Below are 18,095 nucleotides of genomic sequence, written 5' to 3'. Positions count from 1 at the left end.
TCGTTACAGTTTCTGAATCTGTTCATAATACATGTTCATTTGCAGGAAACTCATACCTACCAGCGGAATGACCAGATAGAGGAAGATCAGGGCATACATTGGTGTAAACCCGATCATTCTTCCCCATGATGCTTTAACATCAATCATCTTGGTGTATTCCTGCTTCCTTTGTTCAAAATAAAATGCCATCATGCTTTCCAGATCATCAAATGCTTCTCGAATCGAAATTTTCCCAAGTGCAAGTTGCAGCTTATCAACCAGACGCTGAAATTCAGGCAGCCCTGCTTCTTCTTTCAATTGTTCAAGTGCATGCTCCGGGCCATGTTCAAAATGCAACAGACATTTTTGCAGTGGTCTTTTGAAAATAACAGCAAAGCGATTAAGCCATTCCAATATCTCCTCTACAGACATACGGTCCATCTCCCGCAAGATCGATATAACGGTCTGAAACTGATAGATCTCATGCCTCATGTCCATGCTTCTCATCTTGCGCTGGAACATCATGAGCCAGATCGGCATGTGATAACCCGCTATACCTATCATCATTGCAATAATTAACTCCCACCAGTGGAGATATTGCTTGTTGTAACCTTCCAGCTTCTGCAGGATGCGTGCAATAGTTTCAGTCTGTGCATCATGATCCAGTGGAACGGGATTCACGGACTGCAATGCGTTGGAGATCTCATCAAAAGTTGCTCCTCGCTTCATTTCGATGCGTTCGAGTACAGCTTGATCTAAGCTTGTCTTTTCTGTAGCCTGCTTCAACTCGGCCTCTCCCATCGCGCCAAACATCCGGTCATCTCTCACGGGATCATATAAGATATGATTTCGTTCAACCTGATGCAGCAACAAGACACAGCCAATGGTCAGGACAAAACAACTTGCAAATAACATCAGCCTTCGTATAGCCAGCCATTCATATTTCAGTTCCGAGCTACTTTCCCGCATCAGTCTTACGGTTTGACTATAATTGGTACTACCAGGTTTGGCCGCGAACAACATCGCCACCTTACGAACGAACGTCTGCTTGTATAGAAACTGATCCATTCTGGAGTGTTTGCGACCTGTCCGATAGCGGGTTTCATCATATTGCTGAAGTCTTTGCAAAAGCAGGTAGGAAAGTATGATAATGACGTAGATCGATATTTTGGTTACAAACCCGATTTTGCTGCGATAGAATTCATCCATAGTTGGAAAACTTCCTCTGGCCCAACGTTCAATTGGAGCTGTGAAAAGAACGGGAGCCAGAGCGATGAAATTCAACCCTTTTAACAAATAGTCCAATTTGTCCCGCCGCAAAATCTCCAAATGAATTTCCTGTGTCAGATTCCCCAGGCCTTTCAAGTAAATCGAACCCTGTGCTCTGTCTTTATCCCCGAACTCCATCACCATATATGAAATACCGGCGAAACCTTTAAGAAAGCGATTTGGCGCAATCTCGTAGTATCGTTCCAAAGCTTCGTTCGGATCTGGAGAAGTCAATGCTTCATAGATCAACAGCACTTGCTCGGCAGCCTCTCCTTTACCTGCTTCCGCCGCTTCATACAGTGCTTCCTCTACCATTCCATGCTGATGATACCGATGTCTCACGTCGGCAAACAGGTCCAGCATCTGTACCAACAGTCGTTTCTCCATACGATTCAGACACATATCCAGTACAAGGCTGTTTAGAACTACAGCACAGAGTACCGACAATATGACAAAGGCGATACCCGGTTGCATTAGGAAAAGGATTACACTGATACTCCCGTATCCTCCGAGGATCATTAAGACCACGCTCATCGTCATTCGTCTTAATGATGGTTCGTCGCCGACATGCCGGAATGAAATTCGTTTCTGTACTTGCAGAATATAGGAAGAGAGAAGCGGCACTTTCATGCCCCAGCGATAAGACTGTAACAGGAACGCTCCCCACCGCAGCGTACGATTTCCGTTTAGCTTAGCGATCCCGATAGATTTACCAGCATTGTCTCCTCCTCTGTGACGTAACAGGTTCAGTATAAGTAGCGTGATTATCAAGCCACCTGCACATATCCCCAGCACCAAGAGAAGAACAAACTTAACGGTCATAGGTATCACCCCAATGTTGCTTGATGAACTGTTCGAACCGCGCAGCGTCCTGCAGTGTCATCTGATCCCGCATATCCGTAATGCTTCCTATGGAGATTGGAGCTGTAGCGACGTAATTGCCATCCCTGTACTCGATCACATTGCGAAACGTAAATCCCGCTCGTTCCTCCACGCTATCCCCTTTATTCGCACGTGGCAGACACTCCGTAATTCGTTCGATATATCTTCGTCCCTCTGCGTCCTTTTTCATATGTACATCGAAATTAATGACACTTACTACCTGCTCCTCGGCAATATGTTCATGTTGGAACATACCTGTTTTGAGCAGTGAATTACGGAGGGAGAAAACCAGATCACGAAACGTTTTGGCATGATGGGTAAACAAGGTGAACAGACTGGCAACCTGGGACATCTGAATCATCCATGCGGCTACTTCGTCACTTGCCACCTCACCAAGAATATTTACAGTACCATCCGTCTTTTTCTGTAAGTCCAGTCCCTGTTGACCTGAGATGTGCTCCGTTTCCCGGAAACTTAGTATGTTACGCCGACTGTATATACGCCGAAGCTGTAGCTCGAAAGCCATCTCCTGTACACGCAGCGTATACGAAGCGTAAATATGCTTCACCATCGCCATAAGTAGAGTCGTCTTACCTGATCCCTGTGCTCCTGTTACAGCTGTGATTCGACTGCCTTTCATCAAATATTGCAGCAAGGTGATTGGCAGATCTGCGTTGTTACCAGTAATCAACTGTTCCAGTGAAGCATTGGGAATATCGAATTTCCGGACAAAGAATGCCCATGATTCGGCAAAGGGAGGACGTACAACAACGACACGTGATCCGTCCTTCATCTCGTTCACCTTGTATCCATTCGCCTCCGAAAGCTGTCCCGGATAGTTGTATTTATAAATATTTTGACATACCCTCTTTAGTTCACGGATACTGCCAAATGACAGGAAGGACAGGTGAATGGACTTACCTTTATAGAAAATCCAGACACTTTTCATACCACTAAGTGGTTCTTCGAGGGGAGCATCTTCAAGTCCATCCGCGAGCAGATCATTCCACGAAGCCGGCTGCCGTAGCCCCATATCCTGAAGGGCATCCAGCATGCCGCTCACACCACCACTAACGCCATCTATTCGTTGATCTCTTATTTCATCAACCACCGAGAAGCCTTTATAATGTTGGTAAATCCGTTGAACGATGATATCTGTTTTTTCTCTGAATCCAAGCTCTCTATACTCACACTCAAAAACATACCGGATGTCCTCCTCGGAGATATAGTAACTTCCTCCGTCGTCTGTACCCTCACTCAGCCTCAATCTGCCAAGATCATAAGTGTCAATCATGCGTGACAAGGCATCGACACCAAATTGCTGCCGGTATAGATAAAACACGATTTCGAATTGATCCTGGACCGTCAGTAACTCAGTGTCTCCGAAATAAATGACCTCATCGATATTTGACTTATTCAGTCCTATACTGCGAGTAAGCAGATCACCTATCAGATTTTTGACATACGTTTTGTCACTGATACTTCCTGATACACAACCTTTAAGCGCCTTGCGCATCTCGCCACGCTGATTGATTCTTCGGCGATATTCTTCTTCATGCAATCCTGCATCCGCAAGTTGACTATGACTAAGCTCATGAAGCGAGTTCTTTACTTTCTCCGTCAGCACTTCAATGGTGAAGGATTCACGCTCGGGAGCACGGTTATTTTTTTCACGATGAGAAGCTCTGTACTTGAACCAAACATACGCAAGGCATAACAGCAAAATTAAAATTAACCATAGGGTATTCCAGAGCATCAGAGGTCAGGCTCCCCTTTCCAGCCTCTTTAGTACGGTACGCATCCCTGCCCCGTCCATAATTAGGCGAGCAAGTTCAGCCATACTTGCGGCAAAGCTCCCTTTACGTATATCTTTATTGTTGCTTAGACCTTCCAATTGCAAATACGCGGCCGCATCACGACGATTGAAGGCATCCATAAATCCGGTGGTATACGGCAACACCGATATCGAGCCTTTGTATCGAAAACGCCGACGAATATTGGTAATGGTTGCGCGTGAATGTGGGTCATACTTATTCAGTACGACATGCAGCTTCTGATCACCCAGGCTTTCGGGTCTGATTTTTTCAAAAAAATACTCCAGATCCCTCATATTTTGATTCAGGTTCACCACAACATAGTCCGCTTGTTCCAGCAGAACCTGGTTACTGGTGCCTGCGCGGTCTGCATCCAGAAGAACCAGATCATAATATTCATTAGCTACGTGCAGCAGCCTTTTTAAAGTCTCCACATGCTCTTCTGTTGAACGTTCCAACCTATTAATTCTGCCAGTCAACAAATCCAAACGGTCTTTGAGGAGCGGCTTGGTATAATCCCTCAAATTATGCTTGTTCAAACTTCCGCTGATATGCAGCCGTTCCACAGCATCCCATCCCCCCTCCTCGAATGTAAATACAGATCCTGTGTCCTCTATTTCTTTAGGTGGGAGGGCAGCTTCCGTACTGCTCCCAACTGGACCTGTATTTACAAGCAAAATTCTTGTCCTATATTGAAGGGCCATCGCATAGGCGCCGATTAACGCGCTTGAGGTGCTGCCTGTTCCTGCAAAAGGACTCCAAAACGTAATGGTGCTCATGCTCTCATCCTTTCTGCTTCTTTAATGGCCCGGCGACTCTGGACATTTTCCCATCCGGTCAACTGTTCCACTAACCTGCATAGCGATTTTTTATAGTTCCGTGACAATGACCCCAGGCGAATACGGCGATGATGCTCGTTTTCCAGTTTCACTGCTGCAGTCAGTTCATCCCAAGGCAACATCAGCGATTCCCCTGTCCATACAAATGGACTACCTTCCAGATACGCCCACAAATATCGAGCTTCCAGTTTGCAATCAACGGCATTAATCAAAATGCGCTGAAATGGTAGTTCTGCGGGCAGGGACTGTTCTTCAAGCAAACGCTTGAGCCACCCTTTACCGCGTTCCAGATTGTAACGTTCATAGTCACTGACCCAGACACGAGTATCTGCCGTGAGCCATAGGTCACGTGATGCAAAGTGTGATGTTTCCATGTCGTAAAGGACGTAATCATAACTCTCTAATTTCTCGCCATTCGCTTCAAGATGACTCTCAACCGCTGTTGAAGTTACGAACTGACAAGCGATATCAAAACCTTCAAATTCTGTAATACGCAGAGATTGCTGACTTTCCCCAACGCCGTATCCATATTTCTGCTGTAATGTTCCATCAACAAGCAAGACACGTTTTCCGGACGACGCTAGTATTTTGCAAAGGTACAGCATCAGGTCATTCTTCTCGCATAACCCAGCAAAGATCCATGTTTGCATAGCTATCGAATCCCCTTTTAAGTTCTTTTATGCATTGTTACATGTATAAAAAATTATTTCCTCTCCGTCTTACTCCCCACCCGTCAGTAAACTTTTCTGCTCATCCGTACTTGAAGTTGATGCTGAAGAATCATTGCTGGCATTTCCAGTCGCTCCACCGCTACCTGAACCGTCATTCCAGATGACCCCATCAGTAGATGAAGAATTATTCGCTCCAGGGCGACTATTGTATGAAACGGACGACTGCGCAACGTCCTGCTCCACACCTTGGGATGGCGCTGAGATGGATGCGGCGAGTGAGCTTTCTAAAGAACTCCGTACCTGCCGTGCCAACTCCACCTCAGCACGCCGCACAAGATTAGGATCACTCTCCAGCAGTTTTAACACTTCATTATTGGCAGGGTATGTCGGGATTGCTGGTGTCTGGAACTGTGGTTCTACATAGGTTAGGGCATAGATTGAAGCTTTATGTAAATAGGCATCTACAATTGCACTTGAAAGGGACAGGATCTCCTCCTCCGTCATCGTAATCCATAGCGTAGCTGCATTTAATCTTTCAACTTTCTTTTTAGACAGGAGAATGTAGTCTTGACCCGTTGGAAACTGAATACGAATATCAATGATATCTCCCTTAGCAAGTGAAGACGGTAATAACACAACCTGTAGTTCACGATTTCTTAAATCGGGCGGTGCCGGGGTATCTTCATACACCATTTCAGTTGTAATGGCTGTTCCCTTTTTTAATTCTATTTTCGCCACTTGACCATCCATCTGCTTGGAGCTAGACCACAGATTCCTTGGTGCCTGTGCATCCGGAACGGCTATCAGTTTGATATCCTCGGGCAATATCGGCTCTCCTGCTTCAACATCCCGTATAGTTACCCATCCCTGTGCCCCCGAGTTCCATTGTTGCATCAATTCAGCTTCTTTTTGTTCGTAGGCTGATGAGTAACGGGCCTCCACTTCAGCCCTCGTATCACTCATAGTTTTGACATTGTAAATGACATATGCCCCAAACAATAAACCGATTGCTCCTGCTCCCGTCAATCCAGCGTAAATCAGTTGACGGCTTTGTTTTCTTAATTTAGACAAAAGAGGCTCTCCTTTCGCAATCTCTCCTAATCATGTACTCTTTTTCTTGCAAAGAATGAACGTTTCTTGGGAAGCTGCCCCATCATATGAGTCAGAATATGAGCAAAAACCTTATCCATCTGCGGTTCCCGATCAAAGGGATCGATATGTAAAGGCAGACCGTAGACACTGGAAGTATCCAACGTCTTGCGCATGCGCTGAACGGCATCAGCTGCTGCCAGTGGTAGGCAGTAGATCCATTTGTCTCTCGGGTATCGGTTGTGTGAACGGACAAAAGATCCAATCTCCGCTTGTCTCCATTCGGCACCGGAACCTATAACAATGGGTAAGTCAGCTCTGAGAAACTCTTCAAGCCGGTTCTGATCCTGACCACTGCCCAGATCCATCACAATGAACTGATAGCTGCCTCCTAATAAAGACAGGATGTCTGCACGTCCCGATTGTTTCCAGTAATGTACACCATCCACTGCAAACTGTCTGCCTGCTGGCACGGGTTTACCTGCATGCGCCACTTGTTGAATCCGTGCAAACGATTGGGAACGTGGTGACATCTCGATTATGGCCACTTTGAAGTTCTGCCGCTCCAGATAGTGACTGATGGCTATGGCCGTATGCGTAACCCCAACACCAGATGATGCCCCCGTCAAAGCGATTACTCTTGTCCCTCCGCTTATCGTCACCGTCGTTTCTGTACCAACAGACGCTATTCCCGGTCTGCGCAGCAGCTCCTTACGAACTTCATCAGCCGATTGAAAGCGTTCATTTGGATTCAGTCGCAACAATCTTCTCGCAACAGGAATATAGGTACGCGGAACATCGCTGCGAATGGAACTCTCTACTCCCTGAATCCATTCCGTATAAGTCCCACAAGTCATGAGATATAGCAGCAATGCTCCAAGCCCATAAAGGTCAGAACGCGCATCCGTCTGTCCTGAACCATATTGTTCTGGTGCAGCGAAGCCGGCCGTTCCCAATTTAACCGTATCATCGACTCTTTGTGCTTTATAACTCCGCGCTATACCAAAATCAATCAGTCTGACTTCATGTTCTGGTGTAATCATAATGTTGGATGGTTTCAAATCCCGGTAGATGACAGGTGGGTCCAGACTGTGCAAATAACTTAATACATCCAGTAGCTGAAGCACAAACTCAGTCATATGTTCAAGCGGAATCTTCCCACGACATTGCTTGAAATAGTCACCAAGTGTCAATCCCTCAATGTACTCCATCACAAGATAGGTATACCCGTGCTCATCAGGAACAAAAAAATCTACGATTTGCGGCAATCTGGGATGCCTCAGAGATGTAAGAAGAGCAGCTTCTGACTCCATACTGCCTTCGTATGGCATCGCCGTCACGCTTTCTTTGATCGCCCAGGTTTTGCCTGGCAACTTCAAATCCTCTGCTTCATATACATGGCTCATGCCACCTGAACCTAGAATGGACACAATACGATACCTTCCTCCCAGCAGGCTTCCACGCTCGAGCCTGGCCGGATGTCTCATATAGACTCCTCCTTGTGTGCATAACAAAAAAGGGAAAGCTTCACCGAAGCGGAACAGACCGGATATCCGGACTCTTCACTTCGGGATGCTTTCCCTCAACTTGTTATGGTTAATATTGGTATCATTATAGTATAGGCAATAAGGTATTGTAAAGCATAAAATTTAACGCCTTTAATATCTTAATACTTAATCATATATAGCGTGATTTCTTCACGGTTGTGAAACAACTGTTTGGAACGTTGAATCTGCATCCGGGAGCGCTCAAATGTATCGATGACTTCTTTAATCAACGCAAGCGGCTTCTTATGCAGCAACTTCACTGTCACAACTGCTGTTCCCCCTGATTGAAGGCTGTATAACAGATCCGATATAAGACGGCTCATCAGCTTTGGACTCCAGCTCATATCACATACGAGCAGATCGAATTCTCCTTCGCGGAAACGTACATCACCGGCATTTTTTTTCAAAAAGGTCAATTTGGGCGATTTCAGCAGGGTCGCATCCATCTTGGCCGGATCAACAGCAGTAACTTCAAGCCCTCGCTCTAGCAGGAAAGAGGTCCATCCACCTGGTGCAGCACCGATGTCCAAGGCTTTGTGGAAAGAAGTAAAGTCTATGCCAAATGTCTGCTCCGCTTCAAGCAATTTGAATTTGGCCCGAGAGATTTGGCCCTCTTCCTTCTGAAAACGAACTGCTCCGCCACTCCAGTCCGACAGATTTTGATCCGGTCTTGATACACCGGCATATAACGTATCATCCGAAACAAAGACAGATATAACATGATCCGCATCACGGACAACCCACTCACAACCAAGGTCATCCAGCTTCTCGGTCAAGAGCTGTTTCAATGAAGCAGCGTTCTCCTGCCAGAAGGCACTTTCCGTTTTTCGAACTTGTAATGCAACTTTAGTGCCCGTTAACTCTGTATGGTTCAACACAAATGAAATCAATTTTTCCATAGCTTGCGCTGATTCTTCCGTATTTTCCTGAAATTGAACAGGTTGAATATGACGTAAAAACGTCGGGCTTTCTTCCAAAAGCTTAATCGCTACCTCTTCTTCCGCAATTGGAAGACCGGCAAGCAGAATCTCACCTGGTACGAGTACCGTGCTCTTTACTGCCCCAAACGTACGGCGCAATTCCTCCTGAGCATAGGGCGCAAAGCCATGATTGGCTGTGCAGATAAAACGGGAGAAGTCTCCTTCACCCCAAGATGACTGTGTACTCAAAATGTGTTACCCTCCAGAACGTACGCGAATCCAGGGACGTCCATCTTCCCACTGGATATCAACCGGAACATCGTACGTATGCTTAATTGTATCTTGTGTTAAAACTTCATGTTTGGGCCCTGCCGCAGCAATACGTCCATCGCGGATCAAGGCCACATGTGTGAACAAAGGTACGATCTCTTCAACGTGATGAGTTACATAAACGACAGTGATATTACGCTTACGCAAAAGATCGATTTCGGCCAACATTTTCTCACGTTCATACAGATCTAGTCCGGCACAAGGCTCGTCCATAATCAACAATTTAGGATCTGCCATCAATGAACGAGCCAGCATTACTTTTTTGCGCTCCCCTTGAGAAAGGGTGCCGAGCGGATGATTAGCCAGTTTTGCAAACCCCATTTCATCAAGCAGGTTCAATGCTTTGGCCTTCACGTCATCCGGAATCGTTTGATAGAAACGCAAAAAAGCATAAGCTCCTGTTGCGACCACTTCCCACACCGGATCTCGTGGTGTCAGTTTCTCAATTAATGTCTGACTGATATAACCAATTTCTTTTCGAACTTCCCGCACGTCACATTGACCATACAGGTTGCCCAATACTTCAATGCGCCCCTGACTTGGAAACATATATCCATTCATCATTTCCAGCAGCGTTGTTTTACCTGAACCATTGCGCCCGAGAATCACCCAATGCTCGCCTTCTTTAACATGCAGATGGACGTCATCCAGAATCTGATTGTCTTCCCGTCTAAGAGAGACATGCTCCATCGAGATTACACTCATTTTAGCACCGCCTTTCGGATTTCCCCTAACAGATGCTCGACAGAGTTCATACGATAAACCATTCTGGGCACATCATGTTCTCCATCAAAAAGCATAACCGCAGGCACGCTCGAAATCTGAAACTGCTGTACAAGTTCCGGGATATCGTGAATATTCATCTCGGTCAAAATCCCTTCGGGCAGCAAATGTTCGGCGATCTCAAGCATTCGACGCGCTGCTGCGCAAGTTCCGCATAGCGGGGTATATATAAATACAGCCTGAGGCATGCCTTCCCACACACCACGCATTAACATTTTGGTCGTAATCGGCTTCATCAGCTTTCTTCTCCCGCAGCAACTCGCATCATAACCTCACCTGACATCGGACCATTATGGACGGTAACAGAGTCTGGTTTATTGCTGTACAACAATTCGTACATCTGACGTTTGCCATACATGCTGGACGTGTGCAAATAGATCTGACTTGGAAATAAACCTTCCCGGACGATCGAAGCAGCAACTTCACCGCCATTCGGCGAATCCGGACCCAATTCATAATCCAGGGATAGAATGTCCACGTCACCTTCTCTAAGCAGCATCAGGCACTCTTCTGCATTGGTAGCCAGAACAAACCCTTTCGGACATGCCCGGTAATCATCCAAAAAAACATGCATTACAATCGCTCCTCTCCCCATTTAAAGCCAGGAACGCATGAGCTCAATGTCTCCACGGTGTGTTCCATCTTCGCCTGATTCGGTCTCCAGCACAACTACCGCTTGCTGAAATTCAGGCGCACATAACAGTTCCTGCATCGCTTTTTTCCCTATATAACCCTGTCCAATCCGTGCATGTCTGTCCTTGCATGAACCGGAAGGATATTTCGAATCATTAAAATGAACAGCTGCAAGAGCATCCCAGTATCCCAGCAGTCTGCCTTTCTCCAGCATTGATGCCTCATTGCCTGTCGTCCACATGCCTGAAGCAAAAGCATGACATGTGTCAAAACAAAAAGCAATATGTTCAGGATACCGGCTTAGCTTACGAATCTGTATCAACTCTTCCATCGTGGTACCCATGGGACCATGATCTCCAGCCTGATTTTCAAGCAGAACCTTAGCCTGTCCATTCCAATCTGCTAAAGCGGTATCCAGACAGGATATGAGATTCTGATATCCTTCAAGTGGTTCATTGCTCTTGAGATGTCCAAAGTGAACTACAGTTCCTACTGAACCGCAGGCATCTGCAATATGCAGATCATTTTGTATCGAAGCGATGGTTGCATGAAAACCCGCCTCTCCTCGGGTTTTGCCCAAAGCCGGATTCGTGGGATAGGGTGAGTGGGCAATGGAAGATATCCCCTGCTTCTCACACCAGTCCCGACACTGTTCAGCATCTTTGAGGTCCAATTCTTTCAAGCCAAGGCTACGCGGGTTCTTCGGAAAATATTGAAATGCCGTAGCCCCCATCTCAGTTGCCCGCTTGGCTGCCTGTAGAAATCCACCTCTGGTGCTGACATGTGCCCCGATTCCGCTTTTAGGCCTCATGCTGGCAATCTGGACAGAAGAAAGCCTTCTTGCCCGTAATTTCCACGCGTGCTATCGTTCCCCCACAACGAGGGCAAGTTTCCCCTTCACGATCATACACTCGACACTGCTCGTCAAAACTTCCCGTCTTTGTATCTCCCTGCATCAACGGCATTTCCATATAACCGCCTTCCGAAGCAGCTTCCCGCAACACGGATTGCACAGAATGGTACAAACGTGCTGTGAGTTCAGGCGATGCAGCAATATTTTGCGTCTTGGAGCTTGGTCTCAGACCTGCTGCAAATGCAATCTCATCCGAATAACAATTTCCGATGCCTGCAATAATGTGTTGATTGACCAGTGTAGTTTTGAGTGTACCCCGACGTCCTTTCAATAGGGCAGCAAAACGTTCTGCATTCATGCGCCGATCAAGAGGTTCAGGTCCAAGATCAGACATAGCCTCTTCCGTCTCTTTGGAAGTAAGCAGATGCAGATATCCTAAACGGAGCCCAATAAAGAATAAAGTATATTCTCCAAATTGAATTTCCACTTGAGTGGAGCGATCAGGACGTTCAGCTTCCGTGCCCCAGAAAATCATTCCGCCCAGCATGAGATGTAGCACAAGCCGCTTACCATTAGCCAGATGAAAGATCAGATGTTTGGCCCGGCGCTCTACAAATATGATACGATTGCCTGTCAGTTCACGGGTGAACACATCAGGATCGGTATTAATCGACTTATCACGGTTAACCAACACACCTGTAATCGGCAAATCGAGTATTTTCTCGGACAGCAAGGTCCGGTAGTTTTCCATTTCCGGCAATTCCGGCATCGTACATCTACCCCTTCTTGGATGCTTGGCTTGTCGTCTGCGACAGCCACTCAATCAGTTTATGCAAATCTTCAAACACATGATCAGGACGAACCTTGGTCGCCTGGATGTGGCTATCCATATTGTCCCGTGTCGTTATTCCAGTCAGAACCAGTAGGGTCTCGCAGCCTGCAGCTGCTCCTGCGGCAATATCTGTACGCATATTGTCTCCGATTACAGCAACTTCATCAGACTTTAAGTTCAATCGGCTAATGGCAGACTTCATAATAATACTTGACGGTTTGCCAATGACAGTAGGATGAACTCCAGTTGCTGCTTCTATCGCTGCCCCAATCGTCCCCGCTCCGGGCGTAAGCCCATCATCAGAAGGTAGTTGCAAATCCGGATTGGTCATGACAGATTTAGAGCCGCCATTGATCCAGCGAAGCGCTTTAGTCAATTTATGATAGGAAAATTCACGATCAATTCCTTGTATAACGTATTCAGGTTCATCATCCGTTAGTGTAAGCCCTGCAGCTTCTATCGCTTGCAACAGCCCTTCTTCTCCGATACAAGCCACTTTCGCACCTGGAGACTCTTGGGCCACGTATTCCGCAGCCGCCACCGCAGAAGTACATACCTGTGATGCATCGGCAGGGATACCCATCCCGTTCAGATGATCTGCCACACCTTGCGGTGTACGCGAAGAATTATTAGTCACAAACAAATAAGGCATGCCTTGTTCATTTAATGTCTGAATAAGCTTATCGGCTCCTTCAATACGATGTCTGCCATGATAGAGCGTACCGTCCAGGTCGATCAGATAGGCCTTAATCATATACAGCACTTCCTTTCTTTATTCCATTAACATTTCATGTCATTAATCATTTGCCTCGAACTTCAATGCCACTCTATGTATACAGTACAAAAAAAATGGCTAGCTCGCATCTGCACGCAACACGTCGAACCGAATCGAACACGGACGTTTGGCCCCGCGCGTCTTCTGTACAAGCTTGTCATTTCCTGCGCTTTCCCGGAAAATAATTTGAATCATTTCCCTGCTCATATTGCCCATCCTACACGCTTTCCGGTCAGATTGCAAAAGGGACCTCGGGAGTAACTTCCCCTTAGTCCCGTGCAATTAACGGCTTGTTCTCCCGTCGTGTTTGGCTGTACTGTTTCGCGCATCCATCATTAGGATTCACTCTTACGGTGAACAACTGGAATAAGCTCGTGTTCAATCGCAAGTTTCGTATTCGGGAATATCGATTGCGCTTCCTCCAGTAGTGGCTGCAACTGATCCTCATCTTTGTAACGAGAGCTGAAATGGGTCATGATCAGCTGTCCTGCACCTGCCGCTCTCGCCGCCTCAGCCGCTTGCTTTGATGTACTATGATAGTACTCATGAGCCGTATCAGCTAAATCATGCAGAAACGTTGCTTCGTGTACAAGAACATCCGCATTTAGTGCAAGTGGCTGTACATTGTCACATGGGCGCGTATCGCCCAAGATGGTAATCACCATCCCTCGCTTGGGTGCACCCAACACATCTTCTGGACGAAGGAAGTCCCCATTGTCGAGGGTAATCGTTTCTCCCCGCTTCAAGCGACCAAATAGCGGCCCAGGCTTCAATCCATACTCAGCCAGTTTTGCAGGGTCCAGACTGCCTGGACGATCCTTTTCGGTAATCCGATACCCATAACTGTCGATACGATGTTCCAGCAACGCAGATTCCACAATGAAGCTCTCATCTTCGAAAAGCACTCCGCCTGTATGTTCTACAATGCTTAGATCATAGTTTAGACGTGATTGGCTCAGCTCCATGGTTGTCATGATCATTCGTTCAGTTCCTGGCGGACCATACACCGTTAGCGGTGTAGTACCACCCTGATATGCTCTGCTGGAGAGCAGACCTGGAAGTCCAAATACATGATCTCCATGTAAATGGGTGATAAATATTTTCTCCAATTTGCTTAATTTAAGCGGAGAACTTAAAATCTGATGCTGGGTTCCTTCCCCGCAGTCAAACAACCACAATGCTCTGCGCTCATCCAACATGCGCAGCCCTATGGAAGTTACATTCCGCTGAAGCGTAGGTACACCAGCGTTAGTTCCCAGGAAATATAGTTCCATCTGGATCGCACCTCTTTCTGCTGCCAGCAAAAAGCCTCCGACAATGCGGAGGGCTTTGCCTGACCTTTTACTTTTAAGCCTTATCCACGTTAAAATACTTCGCTTGCGGATGGCTGAATACCATCGCCGATACGGATGCTTCAGGTTCCATCATGAAACCTTCAGTCAACTCCACACCAATATCCTCAGGCTGTAATAACTTGAACAGTGGCCCTTGGTCTTCCAAATCGGGACAAGCCGGATATCCGAATGATACCCTGATTCCCTGATAGCGTGCTCCATGACGCTGCTTCATGGTCATCTGTGCTGGATCTGGGAATCCCCAGATATCTCTCATCATATGATGAACTCGCTCAGCTAATCCCTCTGCTACTTCAAGCGCTACGGATTGCAGAGCATGTGAGCGAAGATAATCACCTTGCTCCTTCCAAGCTGTCGATAACTCCCGTACACCGTGCCCAGCCGTTACGACCATGAAACCAACGTAATCCATTTGTCCGGATTCCACTGGCTTCAAGAAATCGGACAGGCAGAGGTATGGTTCAACTTTTTGACGAGGGAACGTGAATGTATGCAAGATATTACTTGTATTCTCCGGGTCATAGATGATAACGCTGTTACCGCTGGACTGAGCCGGGAAGAAACGATACATCGCATGCGCCTGAATAATCCCGTCACGAACAGCTTCCTGCATAATCTCATCCACTACCGCTTTCAGGTCAGTGGCTTTCTGATCACCCGAAGCAAGCAACTGCTCTACTGAGCCACGCAAACCAAGATGGTGACCTAGCAACATCTGCATGTTCACATACGGTAATATGTGTGATAGCGGATAGTTCCGCATCACATGTCGCTCCAGATCCGGTGGAACGAGAACCGGGTTGTCTATTGCGATATCCGAACGCTCTACCCGTGTAAGCTCGGGAAGTGAGGTAACGTTTTCTGCACCAGCTGCGTCCGCCTCTTTCTCAGCGTCCATCTCCAGCTGCATCACTTCGCGAGTGCTTGGGTTCATGAGCTTGTTAGCCAAATCCAGACCGTCCATCGCATCTTTTGCATATACAACCATGCCGTTATATTCCGGGCGTATACGATTCTTGGTGAATTTGCGTGTCAATGCTGCTCCACCAACCATAATAGGTACATCAATTCCTGCTGTACGTAAGTCCTGAGCGGTAAGAATCATCTGTTGTGCCGATTTTACCAACAGACCGGATAGACCGATCGCATCGACTTTCTCTTCTCTGTATGCCTCGATAATTCGCTCTGGTGGTACTTTTATACCCAAATTAATGATCCGGTAACCGTTATTGGAAAGGATGATCTCCACCAGGTTTTTGCCGATGTCATGCACATCGCCTTTGACCGTTGCTAGAATAATCTTTCCCTTAACTGACGTCTCATTCTTCTCCATGAACTGTTCCAAATAAGCTACCGAAGCCTTCATAACTTCCGCGCTCTGAAGCACTTCTGCTACGATCAGCTCATTATTGTTAAACAGCCGTCCTACTTCTTCCATGCCCCGCATCAACGGGCCATTGATTACTTCAAGGGCTGTATATTTGGCGAGTGCCTGCTCCAGATCGGGCAGCAAACCTTCTTTGCTTCCTTCAACAACATACGATGCGAGACGTTCTTCCAACGACAGGTTCGAAATCTTTTCTTTTTTCTCAACCTTTTTGTTACGGAACGCCGCAACGAAAGCAGCCAGTGTTTCGTCATTTGTATTATATAACAGCTCTTCTGAGAGTCTTCGCTCTTCTTCCGGGATGGATGCATAACGCTCCAGCTTCTCGGTGTTAACGATGGCATAATCGAGACCTGCTTTGGTACACTCATATAAAAATACAGAGTTCAGCACTTCACGCCCAGCTTCAGGCAATCCAAATGAAATGTTACTGATCCCCAGTATTGTATGACATTCAGGCATTGCTTCTTTAATGACACGAATACCTTCGATTGTTTCTTTGGCCGAACCGATATACTGTTCATCGCCCGTCCCTACTGGAAACACCAGGGTATCAAAAATCAGGTCTTCGGCTTTTAACCCGTATTTGTTCACCAGCAAATCGTAAGACCGCTTGGCTACCTCCAGCTTGTCCTCACGACTAATGGCCTGACCGCGTTCATCAATCGTTCCGACAACGACAGCACCGCCGTATTTATGCAAGAGCGGAGTGACCAGCTCGAACTTTTCCTCGCCGTCCTCAAGGTTAATGGAGTTAATTATCGCTTTACCCTGAGAGTATTGCAGTGCAAGGTCGATGACGGCTGCATCTGTCGTATCGATCATAAGTGGCACCTTTACTTTTTTGACAACAAGTTCAAGGAATTTTTCCATGTCTTCTGCTTCTTCACGGTCCGGGTCTTGAACACAAACGTCGACAACATGTGCCCCATTTTTCACCTGAGCCCGAGCAATTTCTGAAGCTTCTTCATATTTCCCTTCAACAATAAGACGCTTGAATTTCCGTGATCCAAGTACGTTCGTACGTTCCCCAACCATATAAGGGCGATTGTCCTGTTCAACGTAGACTGGATCTATTCCTGACAACGCTGGTGGATGTGTTCCGTTCATTTCTCTGGGAGGGTACTTGGCAAGTGTATCCCGCATTGCCCGAATATGTGCAGGTGTTGTTCCACAGCAGCCACCCGCGATGTTCAACCAGCCCTGTTCGGCAAAAGCACCGATCTTCTGAGCAAGCGAATCCGGCGATTCATGGTAATTACCGTTTTCATCCGGAAGACCTGCATTTGGATAACAACTTACCGCAACTGAAGCCATGCCGGAAAGAGAGCGAATATGGTCACGCATGAATTCCGGACCTGTAGCACAGTTTAGTCCCACTGAAATTGGGTTAAGGTGTTCTAAGGATATATAAAAAGACTCAATGTTCTGACCAGCGAGGGTTGTACCCATCGGTTCGATCGTTCCTGAGATCATCAGAGGAAGCTTGATACCACTTTGCTCGAATGCCTGTTGAATTCCAATGCTACCTGCTTTTACATTGAGCGTATCTTGTGAGGTTTCGAGCAGCAGCGCATCAACGCCTCCCTCAATTAAAGCAAGCGCTTGCTCAAAATAGCTGTCAATGAGCTCTTGAAAAGTAACTCCACCTGTTACTGACAGCGTTTTGGTTGTAGGTCCCATGGCACCTACCACATAACGTGGAGACTCCGGTGTCGAAAATCGATCCACGGCTGCTTTTGCAATTCTGGCTGCTTCGAGATTAATTTCACGTGCACGGTCCTGAATGTCATATTCAGCAAGTACAACAGATGTTGCACCAAACGTATTTGTTTCAATTAAGTCAGCACCGGCTTCCAGATATTCCTCATGAATACGCTGGATTAGCTCTGGACGTGTAAGTACAAGCATTTCATTACATCCATCCAGGTCTTCTCCGCCAAAATCTGCGCCTGTGAGATCAACTTGTTGAATCATGGTCCCCATTGCACCGTCGAGGATCAATATTCGTTGTTTTAATGCATCATGTAGGCTAAGCTTATCCAATATCGTCACCTCCGCAAAACGTTAAATCTTAGTTTAACAGAAACTAACTTAATGTGAAAGATCGGGTTTGATCAGTCCCCAGGCGGTTTTT

Annotated in this window: 16 protein-coding genes; all 16 read right to left on the bottom strand. The window is 46.7% G+C overall.

What is annotated here, in order from left to right; all coding sequences use genetic code 11:
- Positions 1–3: 3 nt before the first annotated feature.
- A complete protein-coding gene (locus MHB84_RS25050) occupies positions 4–2,070 on the bottom strand; it encodes a hypothetical protein (RefSeq protein ID WP_076289113.1) in 2,067 nt (688 codons plus the stop codon).
- The gene (locus tag MHB84_RS25045; RefSeq protein ID WP_076289112.1) at positions 2,060–3,886 is read right to left on the bottom strand and encodes an ATPase, T2SS/T4P/T4SS family; all 1,827 of its coding nucleotides are present in this window, start codon (positions 3,884–3,886) and stop codon (positions 2,060–2,062) included. The genes MHB84_RS25050 and MHB84_RS25045 overlap by 11 nt, the downstream gene beginning before the upstream one ends.
- A gap of 6 nt (positions 3,887–3,892) precedes the next feature.
- Positions 3,893–4,723, bottom strand: coding sequence for an AAA family ATPase (locus MHB84_RS25040; RefSeq protein ID WP_076289111.1), 831 nt, complete (start codon positions 4,721–4,723; stop codon positions 3,893–3,895).
- Positions 4,720–5,433, bottom strand: a complete 714-nt coding sequence (locus MHB84_RS25035; protein ID WP_076289110.1) for a hypothetical protein — start codon at positions 5,431–5,433, stop codon at positions 4,720–4,722. The genes MHB84_RS25040 and MHB84_RS25035 overlap by 4 nt, the downstream gene beginning before the upstream one ends.
- Before the next feature lie 69 nt (positions 5,434–5,502).
- A complete protein-coding gene (locus MHB84_RS25030; protein WP_076289109.1) occupies positions 5,503–6,525 on the bottom strand; it encodes an SAF domain-containing protein in 1,023 nt (340 codons plus the stop codon).
- Between the two features lie 26 nt (positions 6,526–6,551).
- The gene (locus MHB84_RS25025) at positions 6,552–8,030 is read right to left on the bottom strand and encodes a serine/threonine protein kinase (RefSeq protein WP_076289108.1); all 1,479 of its coding nucleotides are present in this window, start codon (positions 8,028–8,030) and stop codon (positions 6,552–6,554) included.
- Positions 8,031–8,209: 179 nt separating this feature from the next.
- Positions 8,210–9,259: an SAM-dependent methyltransferase gene (locus MHB84_RS25020; RefSeq protein WP_076289107.1), complete on the bottom strand. Its 1,050-nt coding sequence runs from the start codon at positions 9,257–9,259 to the stop codon at positions 8,210–8,212.
- A gap of 6 nt (positions 9,260–9,265) precedes the next feature.
- Positions 9,266–10,045, bottom strand: coding sequence for an ABC transporter ATP-binding protein (locus tag MHB84_RS25015; RefSeq protein ID WP_076289106.1), 780 nt, complete (start codon positions 10,043–10,045; stop codon positions 9,266–9,268).
- Positions 10,042–10,359: a thioredoxin family protein gene (locus MHB84_RS25010; RefSeq protein WP_053780884.1), complete on the bottom strand. Its 318-nt coding sequence runs from the start codon at positions 10,357–10,359 to the stop codon at positions 10,042–10,044. Before MHB84_RS25010 ends, MHB84_RS25015 begins: the two co-directional genes overlap by 4 nt.
- Complete coding sequence (locus MHB84_RS25005) at positions 10,359–10,697, bottom strand: cyclic-phosphate processing receiver domain-containing protein (protein WP_076289105.1); 339 nt, start codon at positions 10,695–10,697, stop codon at positions 10,359–10,361. The genes MHB84_RS25010 and MHB84_RS25005 overlap by 1 nt, the downstream gene beginning before the upstream one ends.
- A 21-nt stretch (positions 10,698–10,718) precedes the next feature.
- The gene (locus tag MHB84_RS25000; protein WP_076289104.1) at positions 10,719–11,567 is read right to left on the bottom strand and encodes a deoxyribonuclease IV; all 849 of its coding nucleotides are present in this window, start codon (positions 11,565–11,567) and stop codon (positions 10,719–10,721) included.
- On the bottom strand, positions 11,557–12,378 hold the full coding sequence (locus MHB84_RS24995; RefSeq protein WP_076289103.1) for an Fpg/Nei family DNA glycosylase: 822 nt from the start codon (positions 12,376–12,378) through the stop codon (positions 11,557–11,559). The genes MHB84_RS25000 and MHB84_RS24995 overlap by 11 nt, the downstream gene beginning before the upstream one ends.
- Before the next feature lie 7 nt (positions 12,379–12,385).
- Positions 12,386–13,195, bottom strand: coding sequence for a TIGR01457 family HAD-type hydrolase (locus tag MHB84_RS24990; RefSeq protein WP_076289102.1), 810 nt, complete (start codon positions 13,193–13,195; stop codon positions 12,386–12,388).
- A 99-nt stretch (positions 13,196–13,294) separates the two neighbouring features.
- The gene (locus tag MHB84_RS24985; protein WP_256716804.1) at positions 13,295–13,423 is read right to left on the bottom strand and encodes a hypothetical protein; all 129 of its coding nucleotides are present in this window, start codon (positions 13,421–13,423) and stop codon (positions 13,295–13,297) included.
- Positions 13,424–13,551: 128 nt separating this feature from the next.
- Entirely contained in the window at positions 13,552–14,490 is a 939-nt protein-coding gene (rnz, locus tag MHB84_RS24980) for a ribonuclease Z (RefSeq protein ID WP_076289348.1), read from the bottom strand.
- A 73-nt stretch (positions 14,491–14,563) separates the two neighbouring features.
- Entirely contained in the window at positions 14,564–18,004 is a 3,441-nt protein-coding gene (gene metH / locus MHB84_RS24975; protein WP_076289101.1) for a methionine synthase, read from the bottom strand.
- Between the last annotated feature and the right edge of the window lie 91 nt (positions 18,005–18,095).

Source organism: Paenibacillus sp. FSL F4-0087 (assembly GCF_038020215.1).
In the GTDB taxonomy this organism is placed as follows: Bacteria; Bacillota; Bacilli; order Paenibacillales; family Paenibacillaceae; genus Paenibacillus; species Paenibacillus taichungensis.
The sequence above is the reverse complement of the archived record's forward strand: the minus strand, read 5'-3'. Positions and strand labels throughout refer to the sequence as shown.